The organism is Blastomonas sp. AAP53, from assembly GCF_000331245.1.
Taxonomy (GTDB): Bacteria; Pseudomonadota; Alphaproteobacteria; order Sphingomonadales; family Sphingomonadaceae; genus Blastomonas.
Genome location: NZ_ANFZ01000006.1, coordinates 110,761 through 131,927 on the forward strand (window position 1 = coordinate 110,761; position 21,167 = coordinate 131,927).

The following is a 21,167-nucleotide window of genomic DNA, read 5'->3' on the forward strand; positions in this document are numbered from 1 at the left end:
TGGACGTGCGTGGGAGGCTGACCCCCAACGCCCCGCTGGCCCCGTTGCTGTGGTTCAAGACCGGCGGTGCTGCCGACTGGCTGTTCGAGCCCAAGGACGCCGACGATCTGGTGCAGTTCCTGAGCCAGCTTCATCCGTCCGTTCCGGTGATGGCGCTGGGGCTGGGTTCGAACCTGATCGTGCGCGATGGTGGCGTTCCCGGTGTCGTGGTGCGGCTGGGCAAGGCGTTTGCTCAGGTTGAGCGCACCGGCGACATGACGCTGCGCTGCGGGGCAGGGGCCTCGGGCATCCTTGTTTCATCGACCGCACGCGACGCAGGCATTGGCGGGCTCGAATTCCTCCGCTCGATCCCCGGCACGGTCGGTGGTTTTGTCCGCATGAACGGCGGCGCCTATGGCCGCGAGGTCAAGGATGTGCTGATCGACTGCGATGTGGTGCTGCGCGATGGTTCGCGGCGCACGCTGGCGCTGGCCGACCTGCATTACACCTATCGCCATTCGCAGCTGCCCGAAGGCGCGATCGTCATCGGCGCGACCTTTACCGGATCGCCCGCCGAGCCTGCCGCGATCCAGGCCGAGATGGACCGCATCGCCGCCTCGCGCGAGGCGAGCCAGCCGCTGCGCAGCAAGACCGGCGGGTCGACCTTCAAGAACCCCGATGGTCACAAGGCTTGGGCCCTCGTCGATCAGGCCGGATGCCGCGGCCTGATGATCGGCGGCGCGCAGGTCAGCGAGAAGCACACCAACTTCCTGATCAACACCGGCACCGCCACCAGCGCCGACATCGAAGCACTGGGCGAGGAAGTCCGTGCGCGGGTGAAGGCGCAATCGGGCGTCGAGCTGGAATGGGAAATCCAGCGGATTGGAAATGTAAGGTCATGACGTTGCCCAAGCTCCACATCGCCGTGCTGATGGGCGGCTGGTCCGCCGAACGCGAAGTGTCGCTGATGAGCGGCGAGGGCGTCGCCAAGGCGCTGGAATCGCGTGGGCATACGGTGACGCGCGTCGACATGGACCGCAATGTCGCCGCCGTGCTGGCAGGGATCCGCCCCGATGTGGTGTTCAACGCGTTGCACGGCACGCCGGGCGAGGATGGCAGCGTGCAGGGCATGCTCGATCTGATGCAGATCCCGTACACCCATTCGGGCATGGCGACCTCGGTGATCGCGATCGACAAGGTGCTGACCAAGCAGGCTTTGGTGCCGCATGGCATCCCGATGCCCGGCGGGCATATCGTGCGCTCGGAAAGCCTGTATGCGAGCGACCCGCTGCCGCGCCCCTATGTGCTCAAGCCCGTCAACGAAGGCTCGTCGGTCGGCGTTGCCATCGTCAAGACGGACAGCAATTATGGCGACCCGATCAACCCGGATGCGACCGGTCCCTGGCAGGTGTTCGACGAGCTGCTCGCCGAGCCCTTCATCAAGGGGCGCGAGCTGACCACCGCCGTGCTGGGCGACCGCGCATTGGGCGTCACTGAACTGCAGACCAAGTCTGGCTTCTACGATTACGACGCCAAGTATACCGATGGCCTGACGCTGCACATCTGCCCGGCGGATATCCCCGAGGATATCGCGGCGCTGTGCATGGACCTGGCCCTGCGCGCGCACAACATCCTGGGATGCAAAGGCGCATCGCGCTCGGACTTCCGCTGGGATGACGAGAAGGGTGCGGACGGGCTGTATCTGCTGGAGGTCAACACCCAGCCGGGGATGACACCGCTCAGCCTGGTTCCCGAACAGGCGGCACATATCGGCATCAGCTATGCCGATCTGGTTGAGATTATCGTGGAAAGCGCATTGGGGGGCACCCGGCATGACGACACGGATTAAACGCGGCACATCGGCCAAACGGGGCGCGACCCGCGCCAAGCCGCGCACCGCGCAAAGATCGCGCACCAACGCCGCGCTGGCGCGGCTGCCGTTCAGCGAAGACCAGCTGCAGAAGGCGGCGACCATCGGCGTGCTCGGCCTGCTCGCGCTTGCGGGCGTCATCACCGCGCAGTTCATGGGCCTGCCCGGCATGGTGCAGGAAGAGATGGCGCTGGCCGCCGGGCGCGCGGGCTTCGAGGTCAAGAAGGTCGAGGTGCGCAACGTCGACAAGATGAACGAACTCAAGGTCTACGAGATCGTGCTCGCACAGAAGGACCGGTCGATGCCGCAGGTCGATCTGGAAGAGCTGCGCCGCGAACTCACCCGGTTCAGCTGGATCGCCGATGCCCGCATCTCGCGCCAGCTGCCCGATACGCTGATCGTCGATATCGTCGAGCGCGAACCGCTGGCGGTGTGGGAAGATCGTGGGCGTGTGATGCTGGTCGATGCCGAGGGCGTCGCACTGGAGCCCAGCCCCGGCCAGATCGACCCCAAGATGCTGCGCATCGTCGGCAAGCGCGCCAATGTGCGGATCGGCGACCTCACCGAACTGCTCGACGCCGCGCCCGCGCTCACCCCGCAGGTCAAGGAAGCCGAATGGGTCGGCAACCGCCGCTGGAACCTCACCTTCCACACCGGCGAAGTGCTGGCACTGCCCGAGGGCGACGAGCTGTCGCAGGCCGCTTTGATCAACTTTGCGCGGATGGACGGGGTCAACCGGCTGCTCGGCAAGGGCGTGACCTATTTCGATCTGCGCGATCCTGAACGCGCGTATTTGCGCCGACCACGAAGCCCGGGCAAACCGGAGGGCGATGCGATGGCATCGGCAGCGCAATGAGCGGCGGCAAGGGACGCAAGGGCGGCGCAGCCGTCCCCCGGATCGAGAAGACCTTCGGCGCGCTCGACATCGGCTCGTCCAAGGTCAGCGCGATGATCATCGGACGCACCGATGCGGGCGAATTGCTTGTGCTGGGCACCGGCCAGCGCGCCAGCGAGGGCGTCAAGCGCGGCTATATCGTCGACATGGCGGCGACCGAACTGGCGGTGCGCGAGGCGGTGGAGCAGGCTGAGCGGATCGCAGGCCTCAACATCGATCACGTCCATGTCGGCTGCACCTCCGGAGGCCTCACCAGCACGATCGCCCGCGTCGAAATAGACCTGGGCGGCGGGCGCATCGACGAGGACGATGTCGATCATCTCCTCGCCGCCGGGCGCGAGACGATCCAGCCGGGCGGGCGCATGGTGCTGCACGCGCAGCCCGCGCTCTATACGCTCGATGGCGCGACCGGGGTGAAGAAGCCTATCGGGCTGCATGCCGAGCGGCTGGGCGTCGACATCCACGTGGTGTTCGCCGACGGTGCGCCGGTGCGCAACATCGACCAGACCGTAGCCGCTGCCTATCTGGGCGTCAGCGGCATCGTCGCCGCGCCGATCGCAGCGGGCACGGCATGTCTGGGCGAGGAAGAGCGCGAACTGGGCGTGGCGCTCGTTGAAATGGGCGCGGCGGTGACCAACATCTCGCTATACGCAGGCGGAATGCTCGTGGGTCTGTTCACCATACCCTTTGGCGGCGCGGACATTACCGATGCGATCGCGTCCGCCTTCGGCCTACGACGGGCCGAAGCCGAGCGGATCAAGTGCTTCCACGGCGCTGCCACATCCTCGCCGCGCGACAATCACGACATGATCGACCTGCGCCTGCCCGAAGAGGACAGCAAGCTGGTCGGGGCAGGGGCGCGGCCCGACGACCGGCATTCGATCAGCCGGGCGCAGCTCGTCTCGGTGATCCGTCAGCCGCTCGATTATCTGATCGGTGAGATCACCAAGGGGCTGAAGGAACTGGGCTTCACCGGCGCGCAGGGCCAGCGGATCGTGCTGACAGGCGGTTGCGCCGAATTGCGGGGCCTTGCCGATCACATGCAGGTGGCCTTGGGCCGCACCGTGCGGATCGGGCGGCCAACCGGTCTTGCCGGGCTCCCGGAGGCGCATGCAGGTCCTGCCTTTGCCACGCTCGCAGGGCTGGCGTTGTTTGCAGCGGACGAACCGGTCGACATTCGCAGCATTGCATCGAGCTACCAGCAGGTGCATCGCCATTCGGGCGCGGCCGTTCTGCAGCGGCTGTGGCGGGCGCTGGCGGGGAATTTCTGACAATGCAGCAGCTATTTGCCGACCATTACGCACGAAGCGGTGGAAAAACCCGATTTTTTGCGTGAATTAGCGAATCAATCTGTGCAATGTACACCTTGGAATTTGCTTCAAAATTATGAAGCGCAGGAGAATTAAGGCATGAGCATCACCATCGGACCGCCGACCGTCGACGAACTGCGCCCGCGCATTGCTGTAATCGGCATCGGTGGCGCTGGCGGCAACGCCATCGCCAACATGATTGCGGCCAATGTCGAGGGCGTCGATTTCATCGTCGCCAATACCGACGCGCAGGCGCTCAATTCATCGACCGCCGAACAGCGTATCCAGCTGGGCCCTGAAGTGACCCAGGGTCTGGGCGCAGGCTCGCGGCCCGAAGTCGGTCGTGCGGCGGCTGAAGAAACCGTCGGCGATATCGAGGCGATCCTGGAAGGCACGCATATGTGCTTCATCGCGGCCGGCATGGGCGGCGGCACCGGCACCGGTGCTGCTCCCGTCGTCGCCAAGGCTGCGCGCGATCGCGGCATCCTGACCGTCGGCGTCGTCACCAAGCCGTTCACCTTCGAAGGCACGCGCCGCATGCGCGCAGCCGAAGCCGGCATCGCCGAGCTGCAGAAGAATGTCGACACGCTGATCGTCATCCCCAACCAGAACCTGTTCCTGGTCGCCAATCCCAACACCACCTTCAAGGAAGCGTTCCAGCTGGCCGACGAAGTGCTGCAGCAGGGCGTTCGCTCGATCACCGATCTGATCGTCAATCCTGGCCTCATCAACCTCGACTTTGCCGATATCCGCTCGGTGATGCGCGAGATGGGCAAGGCGATGATGGGCACCGGCGAGGCTGAGGGCGATGGCCGTGCACTCGAAGCAGCTGAGCGCGCAATCGCCAACCCGCTGCTCGATGGCGTGTCGATGAAGGGCGCCAAGGGCGTCATCGTCTCGATCACCGGCGGCGACGATATGCGCCTGATGGAAGTCGACGAAGCGGCCAACCACATCAAGGAACTGGTCGATCCCGATGCCAACATCATCTGGGGCAGCGCGTTCAACCCCGATCTGGAAGGCAAGATCCGCGTGTCGGTGGTTGCCACCGGTATTGATGGCGATGCGTTGCAGCAGACCGAAGATTCGCGTCCCTTCTCGCTGAGCCAGAATGCACCGCGCAGCTTCAGCGCGCCTGCACCTGCACCGGCTCCCAGCTTTGCCGCTGCGCGTCCGGCACCCGCGCCTGCGCCCGCACCGGCGATGGCGGCAGAGCCCGAGGCGCTGGATCTGGGCGTTGCGGCCCAGTCGCTCGATGATGCCGATGCGGGTGCAGACGAGCTGCTGCTGGATAGCGCGAGCGCACAGCTTCCAGAATCGGCAGCGCCTGCTGCTGCGGACCCTGCAAGCAAGGCACCGCGCGTCGCCACCGGCGGTGGGACGCTGTTCGAACGGATGTCCAGCCTGTCGCGGGGCGGTGCTCGCAGCGAGGAAGAGGACGGCGACGACAGCACCGATGCGCCGCCGCTCAACATTCCCCGCTTCCTGGGTCGTCAGAACAACCAGTGACAAAACGGCCCGCCGCCGTTGATTGCGGTGGCGGGCAAAGCGTTCCCGCAAGCTGTCGAATACGCGCCACGCCCTGCCGTGCCGCGATGCTGCCCAAGCTTGCATTCGCCCCGACAAAGGACGACTGACGGGACGATATGGCATTGAAACCGTTTTCGCGTCCGCTGCGCCTGCGCATGGCCACCTGGCTGTGCGCAGCTGCAAGCCTCTCGCTGTTCCCTGTTCAGGCGCAGGAGGAAGGGCCGAATGCGCCTGATCCGGGCGAGACCGGCTATTCCTCGCTCGATGTATCAGCCCCCAAAGGCACCCGAGAATTGCAGAACGCGCTGCAACGGCTGGCGCTGAACCCGGCGGATATCGACGCGCTGATCGACGGTGGCAATGCGGCGCTGCTGCTGGGCGATCCGCAGGCGGCGATCGGCTTCTTCGCGCGGGCCGACGAAATGGCACCGGGCAATGGCCGGGTGAAGGCGGGGCTCGGCTCTGGCCTGCTGCTCAACGAAAATCCCTATGAGGCATTGCGCCTGTTTGAAGAGGCAAAGCGGCTGGGCGTGCCGGAATCGGTGTTCGCATCCGATCGTGGTCTCGCCTATGATCTGGTCGGCAATTCCGACGCTGCGCAGGCCGATTACGAGCTGGCGTTGCGGCGCGGCGGCGACGACGAGACGATCCGGCGTTATGCGCTGTCGCTCGGCATTTCCGGCGACCGGGCCGCCGCCGAGGCACAGCTCGATCCTCTGCTGCGCAAGCGGGATGCTGCTGCCTGGCGCACCCGGGCCTTCGTCCTGGCGGTAAGCGGTGATCCGGAAGGCGCGATCGCGATTGCCGATGCGACGATGCCCCGGCGGATGGCGGCATCGATCCAGCCGTTCTTCCGCTACATGGGCAAGCTGACCCCGGCGCAGCAGGCTGCAGCCGCGCATTTCGGCCAGTTTCCCCAATCGGCGGCGATGGGCAAGGATGACCCGCGCAACCGGCAATACGCATCGGCGGGGACACCGCGTGTCCGGCCTAACCGCGCAGATGCGGGCCTGATCCCCGCGGGCGAACCCCTGGGCCCGACGACTGACAGCAAGGCACGCAAGGTCGCCAAGGTCGACAAATCCCAGCGGCGCAGGCCCGGCAGGCTCTCCAGGAAGGAGCGCGAGGCCATTGCGCTGGCGCAGGCGGAGGCAGCCGCCAAGCCGGTTCCGGTGCAGACCCGGCCACCCGGTCCTGTGCCGCCGTCCGATCTGCTGATCCCCGGGCGCGGGACCGTGCAGACTGCATCGTCCGCGTCAGCGCAGGCTGGCCGCGCCGTCGTGCAGCCGCTGTCGGGCTCCTATGCCGCTGCAAGCAGTTCGCGCGCAACCGTGCAGCCTTTGCCGGCTGTGACCGATCAGAACCAAACGGTGCGCGCAACCGTGCAGCCCTTGCCTGGAGCATCTGCGACGACGGGGACGGCATCACAGCCTGCAGCGGCGTTGCCCGCCGCTTCCGCGCCGGTTCGCGTCGCAAACGCTCCGGTGCAGGCCCGCAGGACGAGCGGTGGCCGGGTCACGACCGCCGCTGCGCCTGTTGTATCATCGCCTTCAGCACCTTCGGCAGCGGGTTCCGACACGCTGCCGACCGTTCAGGCTGATGCCACTCGGGCAGGGCAGCAGGCGGCACAGGGCGCCAGCGCTGCATCGCCGGACGCCCAGGTTGCCAGCATCGCCACGGACAAACCGGTGTTGCTCGCCGGAATGACGGAATTGCCCAAGCCGGGTTTTTCCTCGCTTCCGCCAGCGGCCAAACCGCCCGTGCCAGCGCCAACCGGCCAGTCCTCGCAACCGCTGGCCAGCACGGCAGCCTCGCAGGCGTTCGACCTTGCTCGGGTTGGCGCATCCGCGCCATCCACCCCGGCAACCGTTCAGCCGATCCCCACCGCATCGGAACCCGCGCGCGTCAGTCTGGCCGCGGTGATCGCCAGCATCCAGGTGCCACCTGATGAGCTGGCCCCGGCGCCCGATGCGGTCGACATCACCAAGCTGATGCCTGCGGTCAAGAAGCCTGACGAGACTGATGCTGCGAAGAAGGCCGAGGAAAAAAAGGCGGCGGACAAGCTGCTGGCTGACAAGGCACTCGCCGAAAAGAAGCTCGCGGAGAAGAAAGCCGCCGACAAGAAGCTGGCGGACAAGAAGGCAGCCGAGAAAAAGGCCGCCGCCAAGAAGGCAGAGCCCAAGAACCCCAAGAGATACTGGGTGCAGGTGGCAGGGGGTGCCAACCGCGCGGATCTGTCGAAAGAGTGGAAGCGGCTGACCAGCACCTCGCCTGCCGTGTTCAAGGGCAAGCAGGGCTGGTGGACACCGCTCAACGCCACCAATCGCCTGCTGACCGGGCCGTTCGGAAGCGCCGCAGAGGCTCAGTCCTTTGTGAACACGCTGGCCAAGAACAAGCTGTCGGGCTTTTCGTTCACCAGTTCCGACGGGCAGGAAGTCACCAAGCTGGGCGGCTGATCTCAGGGCGCCGCGTCAGAGCGCGGCGCGGATCAGCCGGCTGACATTGGTGTTGGCCTTCAGGCGGCTGCCGATCAGGAACACGCCCCCGATCTTGCGTTGAATGAACAGCGTATCGACTGGTGGTATCTGCCAGAACGTCCGTTCCTTGGCGAAGGCCATGCCCTCGTCGCGCAATTCCATCGTCATCTCGTTCGAGGTGAAGTCGAAGGGTCCGTCGAGCCGCAGCGGTTCGAACGCCGTGTCGAACATGCCCAGCACTGCCACCTTGTGGCTTTCCGGCGCATCAGGATGCAGCATCCCCAGCGCCAGCCCGCCTTCGCGCATCAGGGCAACATCCCGCTCCATCCCGCCGCGCAAAAGCGTGCGATAGGCATCAGACACCCGGTCTGCCACGACGCGCGTGGCGCCGAAATCGAGCAGCACCAGCTTGCCGCTGGCCGGATCGAAGCGGTAGTTGGCGAAATTGGGGTCGGTCTGCATCAGCTGGAAGTCGAACAGTTCGCGCAGCAGCAGTTCGACCAGCAGTTCGACGATGCGGTCGCGTTGCGGCTGGTCCAGCTGCACGGTTTCTTCCACCGCGATGCTCTCGATATAGTCCATCGCCAGAATGTCGGATGTGGTGAGGTCGGCGTGCAGGGCAGGGACCCGGAAGTGCGGGCTGTCTGCGAGCAACTCGCCAAAGCGGGCGAGGTGGGCCGCTTCATGCGTGTAATTGGCCTCTTCGTGCAGCTGCGCCTTCGCATCGGCCAGCATCGGATCGATATCGAGTTCCGGCGGCAGCAGGCCGGTGAGCTTGATCAGCGAGGCGACATTGTCGACATCGCTGTCGATGCTCTGGCGCACGCCGGGATATTGCACCTTGATCGCAAGGTCACGGCCATCGAGCGTGCGTGCGCGGTGGACCTGGCCGATCGAGGCGGCGGCGATCGGCTTGAAGTCGAAGCTGGCAAAGCGCTTTTCCCAGCCGCGGCCCCAGTTCTGGTTGAGCACGTTGCGCAGCTGGCCCTGCGGCATGTGCTGCGCATCGGAACGCAATCGGGCCAGAATGTCGGCGAGCTCGGGCGGCAGGAAGTCGCCGGTGTCCATCGACATCAACTGGCCCAGCTTCATCGCCGCGCCGCGCATGGTCGCCAGCTTGTCGGCGATCTTGCGGGCATTGGCGGGTGTCAGCAGCAGTTCGCCGACGCTGGGTCGCTTGCCCTGCGCCCATTGCTTGGCGCCATCGACCAGCATCGTGCCGGCAATGCCACCGGCCATGCTGCCGAACCCGGCAAACCGGGCCAGGCGTCCGCTGGGGACAGCCTGTCCGGAGGAAGGTTCGGAACGACGGGTTTTGGGGGGAAGCATGCGGGGTGTTGACCTGTGCGCGCGGCAGCATCGGGATAGATGGGCGCCTGGTCGTTATGTAGGTGCGCTGCGGTTCAGCTGCAACTTGCCCCGCCCAATACGCAGAAGCGGGCGCAATGCGGATGGTTGAGCGAGACGGCGCGCGACGCCTGCGCCAGCGTTGCCCCCATGTCGAAGCCGGGATCATAGGGCAGCAGCGTGCACGCCGCGACGGTGGGGTGCTCTGCCCCCTTGTGCTTCACCACCATCCGGCTGGTCGCGCACATCATGGCATCGGGGCTCTTGCCTAGGATGTCCCAGCAGCCGGTGCTGATCTCGGCGATATCGACGTTCGCATCCATCTCGGGAAACATCACGAAGCGGGCAGGGTTGGTCACATCGATGACAAGGTCATGCCGCGCGAACAGCGCTGCAAAGCCTGCGCGTGCCTGAGCATCACTCTCGTGCGCCAGATGCCGCCCGGCGACCGCGATGGCAAAGCCGTGGCCAGCCAGCCATTGCAGCCCGCTGATCGCCTTGTCCCAGCTGTCCGCGCCGCGTTCTGCCTCGTGCACCGCGTGCGTATAATGGTCCAGGCTGACGCGGATGGTGAGCTTGCTGCCGAAACGGGCGTTGAGGTCGAGCAGCGCCGCCTCGTGCCGCCGCATCGGGCGCATCGCGTTCGACAGCACCAGCACATCGAACCCGCGCGACAGGCACAGGTCGAGGATTGCGATGATGTCCGGGTTCATGAACGGTTCGCCGCCGGTCAGCCCGATCTCGCGGGTTGGCAGGCCGGACAGCGCGATCTCCTCGAGATAGGCGGTGACCTCGGCCAGGCTGATATAGACCAGGGCATCGTTGCGCGGCGAGCTTTCGATATAGCAGCTCTTGCAGGCGAGGTTGCACAGGGTGCCGGTGTTGAACCACAGCGTTTCCAGCCGCGTCATCGCCACGCTGGCGCGCGCTTCGCCCTTGGCGGTGATCTGCGGATCGCGGAACTTGGCCGGGTCTAGCCGGGGGACGCCCTGCATGGCGAAGGGGCTGGCGGTATCGGTATCCATCGGGGCTGATGTATCACCGTGCCCGCGGGTTTGAGCAAGGCCAAATGCGTCAGTCGCTGCGATGTCTGGCCAGGCGCGACGCGAGCGGCGCCGACAGGACCAGCTGGAACTGGTGATAGATCAGCGCTGGCAGGATCACGATGCCCGCCTGGGGGCCCGCGAACAGGATCGCGGCAAGCGGCGCCCCGGTGGCGATGCTCTTGTGCGATCCTGCGAACAACAGGCTGATCCGGTCGGCGCGGGGCAGGCCCATCAACCCGCCCAGACCCCAGGCGGCCAGCATCGCCAGCACCAGCATCACCAGAATGATCGCACATAACAGGCCCAAGGCGCCCCAGCCCAGGGTCTGCATCTGCCCGCCCGCGACGGCAGAGCTGAACGCGACATACACTGCCAGAGCGATCGCGGTACGATCGAGCAGCGTCAGCAAGGGCTTGTTGCGCATCGCCCAGGCGTTGAGCCAGCCTTGCGCGATCTGGCCCAGCGCGAAGGGCAGCAGCAGGATGGCGACGATGCGCAGCACCGTATCGCTGCTGATCGCAGCGCCGCCGTCCGATCCGATCAACAGCGCGACCAGCAGCGGCGTCATGAAAATGCCCGCCAGATTGAGCAGCGCCGATGCCATCACCGATGCGGCGATGTTGCCACCGGCCAGCGAGGAATAGCTGATCGCCGACTGGACGGTCGAAGGCAGGATGCCCAGGAACATCAGCCCGATCACCAGACCCTGCGGCAGCATGCCCGCCGGCGCATTGGCTGCCGCCAGACCGAGCAGCGGCATGAAGGCGAAGGTGAAGGCAAAGATCATCCCCTGCAGCCGCCAGTTGCGCATCGCGACGATGACTTCTGCGCGGGGCAGGCGCAGGCCATGCAGGAAGAACAGCAGGAAGATCGCGACCGAGACCGCATGCCCCGCATAGACGGCGGCCGTGCCGGTGACCGGCAGCAACGCCGCGACCAGGACGGTCAGCAGCAGCATCAGCACGAAGCGGTCGGGGATCAGGCGCGTGAGAATCGACATGGCGGTTCCCCCTGCTATGTTTCGGCCAATGGCGCAATGACCTGGACGGGCAATCGTGCGCGACACCAGCATTGCAGAGGGCAGGGGGCAGGCGATGGATTGGCAATCGATCACGCAAGCGATCGAGAGGGCGGTAGCCCCGCATATCGGCAGCGGCAAGGTGGCCGACTATATTCCGGCGCTGGCGCGGGTCGATCCTGCCAAGTTCGGCATGGCGATCGTGCTGGGCAGTGGCGAGATGATCACGCTGGGAGACAGCCACGAGCCGTTCTCGATCCAGTCGATCTCCAAGGTGTTCACCTTGTCGATGGCTCTGCGCCAGAACGACGAGGCGGTGTGGGACAGGGTGGGGCGCGAGCCATCAGGCAGCGCGTTCAACTCGATCATCCAGCTGGAAAGCGAGAAAGGCATCCCGCGCAACCCGCTGATCAACGCCGGAGCGATTGTGGTCACCGACATGCTGGTCGCCGCCAGTGGCCGCGATGGCATGGTTGCAGAGCTGCTGACGCGCTTTCACCGGCTGTCTGGCGATGACAGCATCGCGATCGACGACGAGGTGGCGCAATCTGAATCGGCCACCGGATCGCGCAACCGCGCGCTGGCGCATTTCATGGCAGCGTTCGGCAACATGGCCAATCCGGTCGAAGACGCACTCCATGCCTATTTTCGCCAGTGCGCGGTGCGGATGAGCTGCCGTCAGCTCGCCCGCTCGGCACTGTTCCTGGCATTCGATGGCTGCGACCCGATCGCCGGCGAACGGCTCATTTCCCGCGAGAATTGTCGCCGGATCAACGCGGTGATGATGAGCTGCGGTCATTACGACAACAGCGGCGATTTCGCCTATCGCATCGGGCTTCCCGGCAAGAGCGGCGTCGGCGGCGGCATATTGTGCATCGCGCCCGGCCATGGCGCAATCGCCGTCTGGTCCCCCGGCCTCAACGCCGCCGGCACATCGATGGTCGGCGCCATCGCGCTGGAGGAACTGGTGGAGGCGACGGGGTGGAGTGTGTTTGGGTGAGGGGACCGAATGGCATGTTTGAGTCATCACCAAATTATGTCGGTCTGCAACCAAGCCTATATCTACCAGTTTGAAAGATTTCCGTGACACATGAGTTAAATGAACGCGATCACTCCGATAACTGCTGCTCATGATGGTCAGCGAAAGGCTGCGGCTGCCCTGTTGTGGAGCCAGCAACGGGGAAAGCTGATTGATGCGTTCACAAAAACAGAGTTTGAAGTCACGCAAACGCTTCAGGTTCTGGCGTCTATCGAAGGACAGGGCGCTGGGATCAAAATCAGCCCAAATCTGCAGGGGCGATTTGCACAGCTGCTTAAGCTTTTCGCTCCTGCTGGGGCATTTGCGTCCGAAGGCAAATCGATTTGGGTGCCGTTGGACGCAATTTCGCGCTTGATCGACCTGCGCAATATGATCTGCCATGGCCGCAGCACATTGTACTTCGATGAAAATGGGCGATGGATCGTCCAGCTGGAAATGCTGACGGTAGTCAAGGGGTGCGCAGTGCCGCGAGAGGCTTTGATCACCCAAGACGCGGTCAAACTGACACTCAAGTCACTGAATGCCCAAGCATCGATTACCGCAAGCCGTCTGGCCCAGCTGCGCAAAAATCTGACGACTCCCCGAAAAGCTACCCCATCCTCGGTACCGGAGCAGGCGTCTCGCTGAACCGTGGCGCAGGCGCGGGCTGCAGGATGCCGTCCACTTCGACGAATGTTCCGCGCTGCTTGTTATGCGGGTGTTCGGGCGCTTCGGTCAGGCTCAGCACAGGGGCAAAGCAGATGTCGGTGTGCTCCATGATCGCGCACCATTCGTCGCGGGTCTTGGTGAGGAACAAAGCGGTGAGCCTGTCCTTGAGCGGGCCCCACTGGCGCGGGTCCATCTGCAGGTCGAACGCCGGGTCGCTCAATCCCGCCTTCTCGCGCAACAGCGCATAGAATTGCGGTTCAATCGAGCCGATCGACACGTATTTGCCGTCCGCGCATGCATAGGTGTCATAGAAATGCGCGCCGGTATCGAGCAGGTTGACGCCGCGCTCGTCACGCCACTGGCCGTTGGCAAGGAAGGTGTAGGTCATCGCCGAGAGCACCGCTGCACCATCGGTCATCGCGCAATCGATCACCTGGCCCTTGCCGGTGCTGCGCGCCGACAGGATGCCTGCAACCATGCCGAAGGCCATCATCATGCCGCCGCCGCCGAAATCGCCCACCGCATTGACCGGCGGGGTCGGCTTCTCGCCGGCGCGGCCATAGCTGTGCAGCGCGCCAGACAGCGCGATATAGTTGATATCATGTCCGGCGAGCGGAGCATAAGGGCCGGTCTGGCCCCAGCCGGTCATGCGGCCATAGACGAGCGCCGGGTTGTCGGCGAGCAGCACATCGGGGCCCAGGCCCAGCCGCTCCATCACGCCGGGTCGAAAGCCCTCGATCAGGCCATCGGCGGTGCGCACCAGCTCGCGGACCTGTGCGATACCGTCTGCCGATTTGAGATCGACCGCGATGACCTCGCGGTTGCGGTTGAGGATATCGCGGTTGCCGGCATTGCCCACCGCGGGCTTCCCGCTGGCCCGTTCCACGCGCACGACTCGGGCGCCATGATCGGCCAGCATCATCGCCGCAAACGGGCCGGGACCGATCCCCGCCAGTTCGATTATGGTCACGCCTGCCAGTGCTCCAGCCATCTTGTCTCGCCTCTTTTTAACTGATCGGTTAAGCGCGGCACGCTAGCGCCGACGCCGTCCATTGCAAGGACCATTTGCCAAACCCTTGCTGCACTGCCGCAGACGCACAGCAGCATTTCCCGCATCTGCGGGCTTACCGTAACGTAAGGCTGATGCTGCACCGCAACACGGCGGTAATCCGCAGATTTCTGCGCATTGCACAAAGATGCAAAAACCTCATCGCGACATTAAAAAATTGCATTCATGCATGCGATGTGACAATTTTCTTCCTGCGCCAGACATCGCCTGAAGAGCGGTGGGAGGGCAACGGCATGACTTATAATGTGCTAGTGGGAGAAGAGGATGCGCACTTTGTGGAAGCCCGTTCTGGGCTTGCTTTGTACTGTCTCGATGACATCGGTTGCTCAGGCGCAGGACGCGCAAGATCGCGAGGCGCCTGAGCGCGAAGTCATCATCGTCACCGCGACATTGCGCGCGGCCGATGTGCAGGACATCCCGATCGCCGTCACCGCGGTCAGCCCGGATCAGCTCGATCGACAGAACGTTCAGGACATCAAGTCGCTGACATCGATCTCGCCCAGCTTCAACGTCCAGTCGTCGCAGACCGAAAGCCAGGGCACCTCGATCCGCATTCGTGGCGTGGGCACCACCGGCAACAATACCGGGCTTGAAAGCTCGGTCGGCGTGTTCATCGACGGCATCTACCAGTCGCGCCCCGGCATTGCGCTGGGCGATCTGCTTGATCTGGAGCGGCTTGAAATCCTGCGCGGGCCGCAGGGCACATTGTTCGGGCGCAACACCTCTGCCGGTGCGCTCAACATCACCACGCAGCGGCCCGACTTGAACGAAGTCAAGGCATTCGGCAATTTCACCTATGGCAATTACGACTTCTTCAACGTGCAGGCAGGCGTCAGCGTTCCGTTGGTGACCGACCAGCTCGGTCTGCGCATTTCGGGTGCCTATCGCAAGCGCGATGGCTATCTGCGCAGCGCCACCGTGCCGGGCGCCGAAAGCGGCAATCGCGACCGCTATATCGTTCGCGCCCAGATGCTCTGGGAACCCTCGCCCGATGTCAGCATCCGGCTGATCGGCGATTATGCCAAGGCGAACGAGAATTGCTGCGATGCAGTGATCGTCCGTGAAACTGAACTGGTGCCGTTCTTTGCCTTCCATGGCCTGCCCAACAACGGCGTCGTCGCTTCCGGGCAGCAGGCGCTCAACCGGCTGCAGACCAATAGCCAGCAGTTCAACAACGATACCGAGCAGTACGGCTTTTCGGGCGAGTTGAAATGGGACATCGGTCCGGTCCAGATGACCTATATCGGCTCCTACCGCCGCTTCGAGGCATCGTCCGACCAGGAATCCGATTTCATCGGTCTCAATGTGTTCAGTTCGGGCGCGGGCCAGGCTGCCGCGCCGACCACGCCGAGCAACGGCGGCCCCATCAAAACGATGACGCATGAGCTGCGCTTCCAGGGAAGCGCCTTCAACGATGCGCTCGATTTCCTCGTCGGCGCCTATTATTCGGACGAGCAGATCGATGAGATCCAGTCGCTGACGCTTGGTCCGGATTACCAGCGAGCCGTGAGCGCGGGCAATTTCGCCAATGCCGCGGGCGTCAATCCTCTGTTTGCATTGACCGCGCTTGGCAATGGCGGCGTACCGGTCAGTGCGGCGGGCAACTTCGCGATCAACCAGTTCCGCCAGGATGCGCAGAGCTTCTCGATCTTCACGCACAACGTGATCAACTTCACCGACAATCTCAGCCTCACGCTGGGTGCTCGTTATGTCGATGAAAGGAAGGAAGGCAGCTTCGATCAGCTCGCGGCGAATTCGCCGGCCTGTCAGGCGATCACCAATGGCGTGATTGCAGGGACCATCCCCGCAGCCCTTCGCGCCGGGGCGCTCGGCCTCACCTGCTTCCCGTTTGCGACCTCGGTGGGCATTACCGTGCCGGGAACCGGGGGCACGGTGCTCGCCAGTTCGATCCCCGGCCTGCCATTGCCGCGCGAATATGATCTGGTCTTCAAGGATGACGAGCTGACCTATACCGCGCAGGTCGCCTATAACAGCAACAACGGCTTCCTCGCTTATGCGGGCTTCAGCCACGGCTTCAAGTCGGGCGGTTTCAACCTCGATCCCGCCGCTGCAGCTTTGGGGGCGGATCCGCGGTTCAACTCGGAAAAGGTCGATGCCTATGAGGCGGGGATCAAGACCGAGTTTGCCGACGGCCGCATCCGGGCGAACCTGGCGCTGTTCCACATGGACATGACCGACTTCCAGGTGCTGGAGTTCACCGGTGTGCAGTTCCAGACGTTCAACGTCGCGGCAGCCAAATCGACGGGTGTGGAACTCGAAATGTTCGGACAGTTCAGCTCGGGCATCTCGGTCAACCTGGCCGTCACCTACGCCGACGCCCGCTATCCGCGCAATTGCGCCGCAGGCGTCGTCGGCACGGCACAGACCTTGGCCACCATCAACAGCCTGTGCGGTGCAGACCTGACCAACGCGCCCAAGTTCACCGGCGTCTTCGGTATCACCTATGACAAGGAGATCACCGATTCGGGCTGGAAGATGCTGGCCAACTTCAACGTCAACTATTCGGACGACCGCCGCACCAGCACCTCGCCGCTGGACAGCAATGGCCTGCCGATCCCGCTCGACATTCAGGACAGCTATTTCAAGATGAATGCCCGGCTTGGTTTCACCACGCCTGACGACCGCTATTCTTTCGAGTTGTGGGGCACCAACCTGAACAACGAGATCACGCGCGGCATCACGGCCAACACGCCGCTGCGCGGTGGGGCAGGCACCCGGTCGCGGATCGGCTTTGTCGAAGAGCCGCGGATGTACGGCATCACGGTGCGCGCAAAATATTGAGGTTTGCAAGATTGATGGGGGACACTGCCTGAACCCCGGCGATGCCGGACACGATCAGGTGGTGAACATCAGTGACCTGGGGCGGCTCCGGCAACGGCAGCCGCCCCTTTTTTCGTCTGGCTTACGCGATGCGTCGCGCGGCCCGGGATCACTGCTTGCCGAAAGCGTCGGCGATCGAACAGGCGGCAGGACCCAGAATGACGACGAACAGCGTCGGCAGGATGAACAGGATCAGCGGGATGGTCATGATCGCGGGCAGGCGCGCAGCCTTTTCTTCGGCGCGCATCATCCGTTCGTTGCGGAATTCGGCGGACAGCACGCGCAGGGCTGACGCCAGCGGTGTGCCGTATTTCTCGGTCTGGATCATCGTGGTGACGACACCGCGCACCGCGTCCAGCGCCACACGATAGGCCAGGTTTTCAAACGCCTGGCGCCGTTCGGTCAGGAACGCCAGTTCGATCGCGGTCAGCGCGAACTCGTCACCCAGTTCGGGATAGGCGCGGCCCAGTTCCTTGGCGACCCGGTTGAACGCAGCATCGACGGTAAGCCCTGCCTCGGCGCAGATCACCAGAAGATCGAGCGCATCGGGCAGGCCCTTGCGGATGGCATCGGTGCGCTTGGTGATGATGTTCTGAACAAACAGGTCGGGGGCCTTGTAGCTGCCGATCAGGATCGCAGCGAACAGGCCGAACTTCTTCATTGGGGTCCAGTCGGGCACCAGCACGCCCAGGCCGTAGATCAGCAGCGCAGCCATGCCGCCCAAGGCGATCGGCAGCACCATGCGGCCAAAGATGATGGCCACGGCGACATCTTTTGAGCGGATGCCGGCCTGCGCCAGCTTCTGTTGCGCGGCCTTCAGCTGTTCGTCCTGCAGCACCCGCAGCGATTGCAGCGTGCTGCGCATCTTGTCGGTGGTGTCGTTCTTGTGAACGATCCGCGCGCGCTTCTTGGCGGTGGATGCGGTGATCCCGGCCTTCAGCTGCTCGCGCCGTTCGTTCAGCGCCTTGACCCGCTTGGCCATGGGATCGCGCACCGTGGTTGCGGCATAGATCGCGATGATCACTGCCAGGGTCGCCACGGCGGCCAGCAGTGTCGCAACCAGGACCACGTCGACCCCCATCAGGGTAGGATTAGCCATGTTCTGCATGTTGTCCTCCCCCCGATCAGATTTCGAAACTGACCATCTTGGCCATGATGAACACGCCGATGGCCATCCAGAGCAGCCCGCCGAGGCCGGCGATCATCAGCCGCTCTTCAGCGAAAAAGCCGGCCAGATAGGCGGGATTGACCCACCAGATCATCAGGAAGACGAGAAAGGGCAGCGAACCCACGATATAGGCCGATGCCTTGGATTCAGAGGACAGCGCCCTGATCTTCAGCTTCATCTGCGAGCGCGAGCGCAGCACGGCCCCCAGGTTGGAGAGCGTCTCGGCCAGGTTGCCGCCGGTTTCCCGCTGGATGGCCAGGGTGATGCAGAAGAAGTTGAACTCGGGCGTTTGCAGCCGGTTGGCGCTTTCCTGCAGCGCGTCTTCCATCGATCGGCCGATCTTGATCCGCTCTGTCACCAGCTTGAATTCCTCGCCCACCGGGCCCGGAACTTCCTTGGCAACGACCTGCAGCGTCTCGGTGACTGGCAGGCCAGAGCGCAAACCACGCACCAGCAGATCGATAGCATCCGGAAAGCGGGCGGTGAACTGGCTGAGCCGGCGTTTGATGAAATGGCCGACGACCATATGCGGCAGGCCAAAGCCCAGCGCGGATCCGATGAACAGGCTCATCATGACCTGGCCGGAGCGAAGATAGACCAGCACCGCGACCGCCAGGCCCAGCCCGACCACGATCTGGGTGAACTGCGCGACCGTCCAGTGCTTGCCGGTCATCGCCAGACGGCGGGCCAGCATCTGGGTCTTGGTCAGCTCCTCGCCGCTCTGGTTGAAGCGCGGCTTGCGGTTGGCGATGGCCTTGCGCATCTGCGCTTCGACCTTGGCGCTGGCGCTTTCGCTGTGCCGTTCGCGGACGGCCAGAACCCGCCGCTGCAGCTCCTTTTGCGATGACGGACCCGCAAAGGCCATGACGACCATCCCGAGGACGCTCGCCAGGCCCGCCGCCAACAGCAATGTCTGCACCATATCCATGCGCCATCTACTCGCAATGTCGGCCCGCCACCCCGCGAACGGGGGTGGCTTTGCCGGTTACTTCTTGCTCGGCTTGGCAGGCAGCAGCGACTTGAAATCGCCAAACTTGCCCAGCAGCGATTTCTTCGCGCCGCCTGTATCCTTCTCGGCCACCGCTTCTTCCTCGGCCAGGCCCAGGCAACGATCGGTGAGCGATTTCATGACCGCGCCCGCCTTGGTCGACTTGCCGGCCTCGCAGAAGGGCTGACCCAGCTTGGCGGCCTGTGCCGCGGTCTTGGGGTCGGCGGGGATCAGAAAATCGATCTTGCGTTCGATCGTCGTCTCGAAGTCTGCCCGGGTGATTTCCAGCGTGGCGGGTTGCACCTTGTTGGCCACCACCAGCACCCGCGCGGCAGGCGCATTGCTCTTGAGCCAGGCGAGCAGACGGATCGCGTCGCGCGCCGATGCCAGGGTCAGTTCGGTTACCAGCACCGCGATGTTCGTATCGGCAACAAGGTGCGGGTAATCGATCAGCATCTGCCTGGGCAGATCGACGACGGTGTTTTCAAAGGCGTGACGGAATTCTTCCTGCAGCTGAAAGAATGCGGTGCCATCGGTGATCAGCGGAGAGCTGATCGGCGCCTCTGCTGACAGGATCGACAGCTTGTCATTGGCCTTGATCATCGCGCGTTCGATGAACAGGCCGTCGATGCGGCTGGGGTTGTCGATGGCGTCAGTCAGGCCGCGGCCCGGCTCCAGGTCCATCGTCAGCGCGCCGGTGCCGAAATGCAGGTCCAGGTCCAGCAGGGCTGTCATGCGCCCGGCATTCTTGCTGAGCTGCCAGGCGAGCGAGGTCGCCACGGTCGATGCGCCCACGCCGCCGCGCGTGCCGATGACCATGATGCTGACATGCGCGCGCTCGGTCGAAACCTCTCCGGCCTTGGGTGCGTTCAGCATCGCCTGCGCCTGCAGGATCGTATCACGGATCTGGTCTGGCCCCACCGGCTTGAGCAGATAGTCGTGCAGACCGCTGGCGATCAGGTCCCGGTACAGGCGCACGTCGTTGACCTGTCCCATCGCGATCACGACGGTGCCAGGCTCGCACACTTCGGCAAGGGCGTTGATATCGTTGAGCGGATCGCCCGATTCCGAAAGATCAACCAGCAGGATGTTGGGGCTAGCGGTGATCGATAGCGACTGTACCGCGTTGCGCAGACCGCCCTTGCTGCATTTTTCCGACGGCCAGCCCATGTTGATGGCCAGGGACCGCACGATGTCGAGCGTCGTATCGTCGCAGATATAGGCCGCGAACGGGTCGCGATTGGCGGTTACGCCTGGTTTCCAGGGTGCGTTCACTGCGATCCTCCCGGCGTTAGCGTGCTTTCCTTGAGACCCTGCGCTCCGGTGGGAGGAGCCTCGCGATACTGCTTGATGGCAGCGTCTGACCGTTGCGTCGAAACCGTCAATGCGCCCGGTTCGCCGCGCACAAGGTCTTCCTTGTTCGCGACCATGGCGGCAATATTGCTGTTCACGGCGCAACCGAAGTTGCTGCTGGTGGCGTTGCGATAGTTCATTTCAAGCTTGGTTTGCCAATCAGGGCATCCCGGCACGTTGGCAAAGCTGCGGGAGACGACAACGCGCACCGTGCCTGCGGCAATCTGGCCACCGGTGACCGGGGCGACATCCCCCACCAGCAGGCCATGGCGCGATGCGGCGGCCTCGATCGCAGCCTTCACGACAACGTTGCGGCCGGCGGGGTCGTCGATCGCGACGCGATCACCATAGCCAAGATCCATCGCCTGAAACCATTCGGCCAGCCGGCGCTGTTCCTGGCTCGGCAGCGATCCGCCCTGGGCGTCGAGATCAAGGGTGTAATTCTCCCGCGAGACCACGGGTTGATGGACGCTTTCGAGCATCCGATTGCTGGCCATGTTGCCACAGCCGGACAAGGTCAGCACGGCCGCTGCTGCGATGGCTGCATGATATGCGCGCATAGATATTCTCCTCAGAGCGGGTCGCTGGC

At 64.2% G+C, this 21,167-nt stretch carries 17 protein-coding genes; 9 read left to right on the plus strand and 8 right to left on the minus strand.

Translation table 11 applies throughout. From position 1 onward, the window contains the following. The first annotated feature begins 5 nt into the window (after positions 1–5). The 6 genes from murB to D618_RS18905 all read left to right on the plus strand — a co-directional run bounded on the left by murB (position 6) and on the right by D618_RS18905 (position 8,040). Positions 6–881 carry a UDP-N-acetylmuramate dehydrogenase gene (gene murB / locus D618_RS0103460; RefSeq protein ID WP_238550579.1) on the plus strand — a complete coding sequence of 292 codons (876 nt, stop codon included), beginning with the start codon at positions 6–8 and terminating at the stop codon, positions 879–881. Next, complete coding sequence (locus tag D618_RS0103465) at positions 878–1,828, plus strand: D-alanine--D-alanine ligase (protein WP_017670097.1); 951 nt, start codon at positions 878–880, stop codon at positions 1,826–1,828. The genes murB and D618_RS0103465 overlap by 4 nt, the downstream gene beginning before the upstream one ends. Further along, positions 1,812–2,705: a cell division protein FtsQ/DivIB gene (locus D618_RS0103470; RefSeq protein WP_017670098.1), complete on the plus strand. Its 894-nt coding sequence runs from the start codon at positions 1,812–1,814 to the stop codon at positions 2,703–2,705. The genes D618_RS0103465 and D618_RS0103470 overlap by 17 nt, the downstream gene beginning before the upstream one ends. Next, the gene (gene ftsA / locus D618_RS0103475) at positions 2,702–4,015 is read left to right on the plus strand and encodes a cell division protein FtsA (RefSeq protein WP_017670099.1); all 1,314 of its coding nucleotides are present in this window, start codon (positions 2,702–2,704) and stop codon (positions 4,013–4,015) included. Before D618_RS0103470 ends, ftsA begins: the two co-directional genes overlap by 4 nt. 138 nt (positions 4,016–4,153) lie before the next feature. Next, positions 4,154–5,563: a cell division protein FtsZ gene (gene ftsZ, locus D618_RS0103480; RefSeq protein WP_017670100.1), complete on the plus strand. Its 1,410-nt coding sequence runs from the start codon at positions 4,154–4,156 to the stop codon at positions 5,561–5,563. A 137-nt stretch (positions 5,564–5,700) separates the two neighbouring features. Further along, positions 5,701–8,040, plus strand: coding sequence for an SPOR domain-containing protein (locus tag D618_RS18905; RefSeq protein ID WP_017670101.1), 2,340 nt, complete (start codon positions 5,701–5,703; stop codon positions 8,038–8,040). Positions 8,041–8,055: 15 nt separating this feature from the next. Here the strand turns inward: D618_RS18905 and D618_RS17540 are convergent, their stop codons facing one another. The 3 genes from D618_RS17540 to D618_RS0103500 form a co-directional block, all read right to left on the minus strand. Continuing rightward, a complete protein-coding gene (locus tag D618_RS17540; protein WP_040370201.1) occupies positions 8,056–9,390 on the minus strand; it encodes an AarF/ABC1/UbiB kinase family protein in 1,335 nt (444 codons plus the stop codon). A 74-nt stretch (positions 9,391–9,464) separates the two neighbouring features. Further along, on the minus strand, positions 9,465–10,433 hold the full coding sequence (locus D618_RS0103495) for a radical SAM protein (RefSeq protein ID WP_017670103.1): 969 nt from the start codon (positions 10,431–10,433) through the stop codon (positions 9,465–9,467). A gap of 49 nt (positions 10,434–10,482) precedes the next feature. Further along, entirely contained in the window at positions 10,483–11,454 is a 972-nt protein-coding gene (locus tag D618_RS0103500) for a bile acid:sodium symporter family protein (protein WP_017670104.1), read from the minus strand. 55 nt (positions 11,455–11,509) lie between these two features. Between D618_RS0103500 and D618_RS0103505 the strand changes: the two genes are divergently transcribed. Next, the gene (locus D618_RS0103505) at positions 11,510–12,472 is read left to right on the plus strand and encodes a glutaminase (RefSeq protein ID WP_238550580.1); all 963 of its coding nucleotides are present in this window, start codon (positions 11,510–11,512) and stop codon (positions 12,470–12,472) included. 99 nt (positions 12,473–12,571) lie between these two features. Further along, on the plus strand, positions 12,572–13,138 hold the full coding sequence (locus D618_RS0103510; RefSeq protein WP_017670106.1) for a hypothetical protein: 567 nt from the start codon (positions 12,572–12,574) through the stop codon (positions 13,136–13,138). On the opposite strand, the gene D618_RS0103515 is transcribed toward D618_RS0103510, so the two are convergent. After that, complete coding sequence (locus D618_RS0103515) at positions 13,101–14,150, minus strand: CaiB/BaiF CoA-transferase family protein (protein WP_017670107.1); 1,050 nt, start codon at positions 14,148–14,150, stop codon at positions 13,101–13,103. The genes D618_RS0103510 and D618_RS0103515 overlap by 38 nt on opposite strands. A 390-nt stretch (positions 14,151–14,540) precedes the next feature. On the opposite strand from D618_RS0103515, the gene D618_RS17545 reads away from it, so the two are divergent. Then, the gene (locus D618_RS17545; protein ID WP_017670108.1) at positions 14,541–17,030 is read left to right on the plus strand and encodes a TonB-dependent receptor; all 2,490 of its coding nucleotides are present in this window, start codon (positions 14,541–14,543) and stop codon (positions 17,028–17,030) included. 148 nt (positions 17,031–17,178) lie between these two features. Here the strand turns inward: D618_RS17545 and D618_RS0103525 are convergent, their stop codons facing one another. From D618_RS0103525 to D618_RS0103540, 4 genes are read right to left on the minus strand one after another with little or no spacing between them, the layout of a single operon-like run. Next, on the minus strand, positions 17,179–18,177 hold the full coding sequence (locus tag D618_RS0103525) for a type II secretion system F family protein (RefSeq protein WP_152414515.1): 999 nt from the start codon (positions 18,175–18,177) through the stop codon (positions 17,179–17,181). A gap of 16 nt (positions 18,178–18,193) precedes the next feature. Further along, on the minus strand, positions 18,194–19,165 hold the full coding sequence (locus D618_RS0103530; protein WP_017670110.1) for a type II secretion system F family protein: 972 nt from the start codon (positions 19,163–19,165) through the stop codon (positions 18,194–18,196). A gap of 57 nt (positions 19,166–19,222) precedes the next feature. Next, entirely contained in the window at positions 19,223–20,500 is a 1,278-nt protein-coding gene (locus D618_RS0103535) for a P-loop NTPase (RefSeq protein ID WP_017670111.1), read from the minus strand. Then, entirely contained in the window at positions 20,497–21,138 is a 642-nt protein-coding gene (locus tag D618_RS0103540) for a CpaD family pilus assembly protein (RefSeq protein ID WP_017670112.1), read from the minus strand. The genes D618_RS0103535 and D618_RS0103540 overlap by 4 nt, the downstream gene beginning before the upstream one ends. Positions 21,139–21,167 lie beyond the last annotated feature (29 nt).

Coding starts and splice junctions, on each gene's coding strand:
- D618_RS18905 (WP_017670101.1), top strand. CDS start 5,701: ATGGCATTGAAACCGTTTTCGCGTCCGCTGCGCCTGCGCATGGCCACC.
- ftsZ (WP_017670100.1), top strand. CDS start 4,154: ATGAGCATCACCATCGGACCGCCGACCGTCGACGAACTGCGCCCGCGC.
- D618_RS0103525 (WP_152414515.1), bottom strand. CDS start 18,177: ATGCAGAACATGGCTAATCCTACCCTGATGGGGGTCGACGTGGTCCTG.
- D618_RS0103495 (WP_017670103.1), bottom strand. CDS start 10,433: ATGGATACCGATACCGCCAGCCCCTTCGCCATGCAGGGCGTCCCCCGG.
- D618_RS17545 (WP_017670108.1), top strand. CDS start 14,541: ATGACATCGGTTGCTCAGGCGCAGGACGCGCAAGATCGCGAGGCGCCT.
- ftsA (WP_017670099.1), top strand. CDS start 2,702: ATGAGCGGCGGCAAGGGACGCAAGGGCGGCGCAGCCGTCCCCCGGATC.
- D618_RS0103500 (WP_017670104.1), bottom strand. CDS start 11,454: ATGTCGATTCTCACGCGCCTGATCCCCGACCGCTTCGTGCTGATGCTG.
- D618_RS0103510 (WP_017670106.1), top strand. CDS start 12,572: ATGAACGCGATCACTCCGATAACTGCTGCTCATGATGGTCAGCGAAAG.
- D618_RS0103465 (WP_017670097.1), top strand. CDS start 878: ATGACGTTGCCCAAGCTCCACATCGCCGTGCTGATGGGCGGCTGGTCC.
- D618_RS0103540 (WP_017670112.1), bottom strand. CDS start 21,138: ATGCGCGCATATCATGCAGCCATCGCAGCAGCGGCCGTGCTGACCTTG.
- D618_RS0103470 (WP_017670098.1), top strand. CDS start 1,812: ATGACGACACGGATTAAACGCGGCACATCGGCCAAACGGGGCGCGACC.
- D618_RS0103515 (WP_017670107.1), bottom strand. CDS start 14,150: ATGGCTGGAGCACTGGCAGGCGTGACCATAATCGAACTGGCGGGGATC.
- D618_RS17540 (WP_040370201.1), bottom strand. CDS start 9,390: ATGCTTCCCCCCAAAACCCGTCGTTCCGAACCTTCCTCCGGACAGGCT.
- D618_RS0103530 (WP_017670110.1), bottom strand. CDS start 19,165: ATGGATATGGTGCAGACATTGCTGTTGGCGGCGGGCCTGGCGAGCGTC.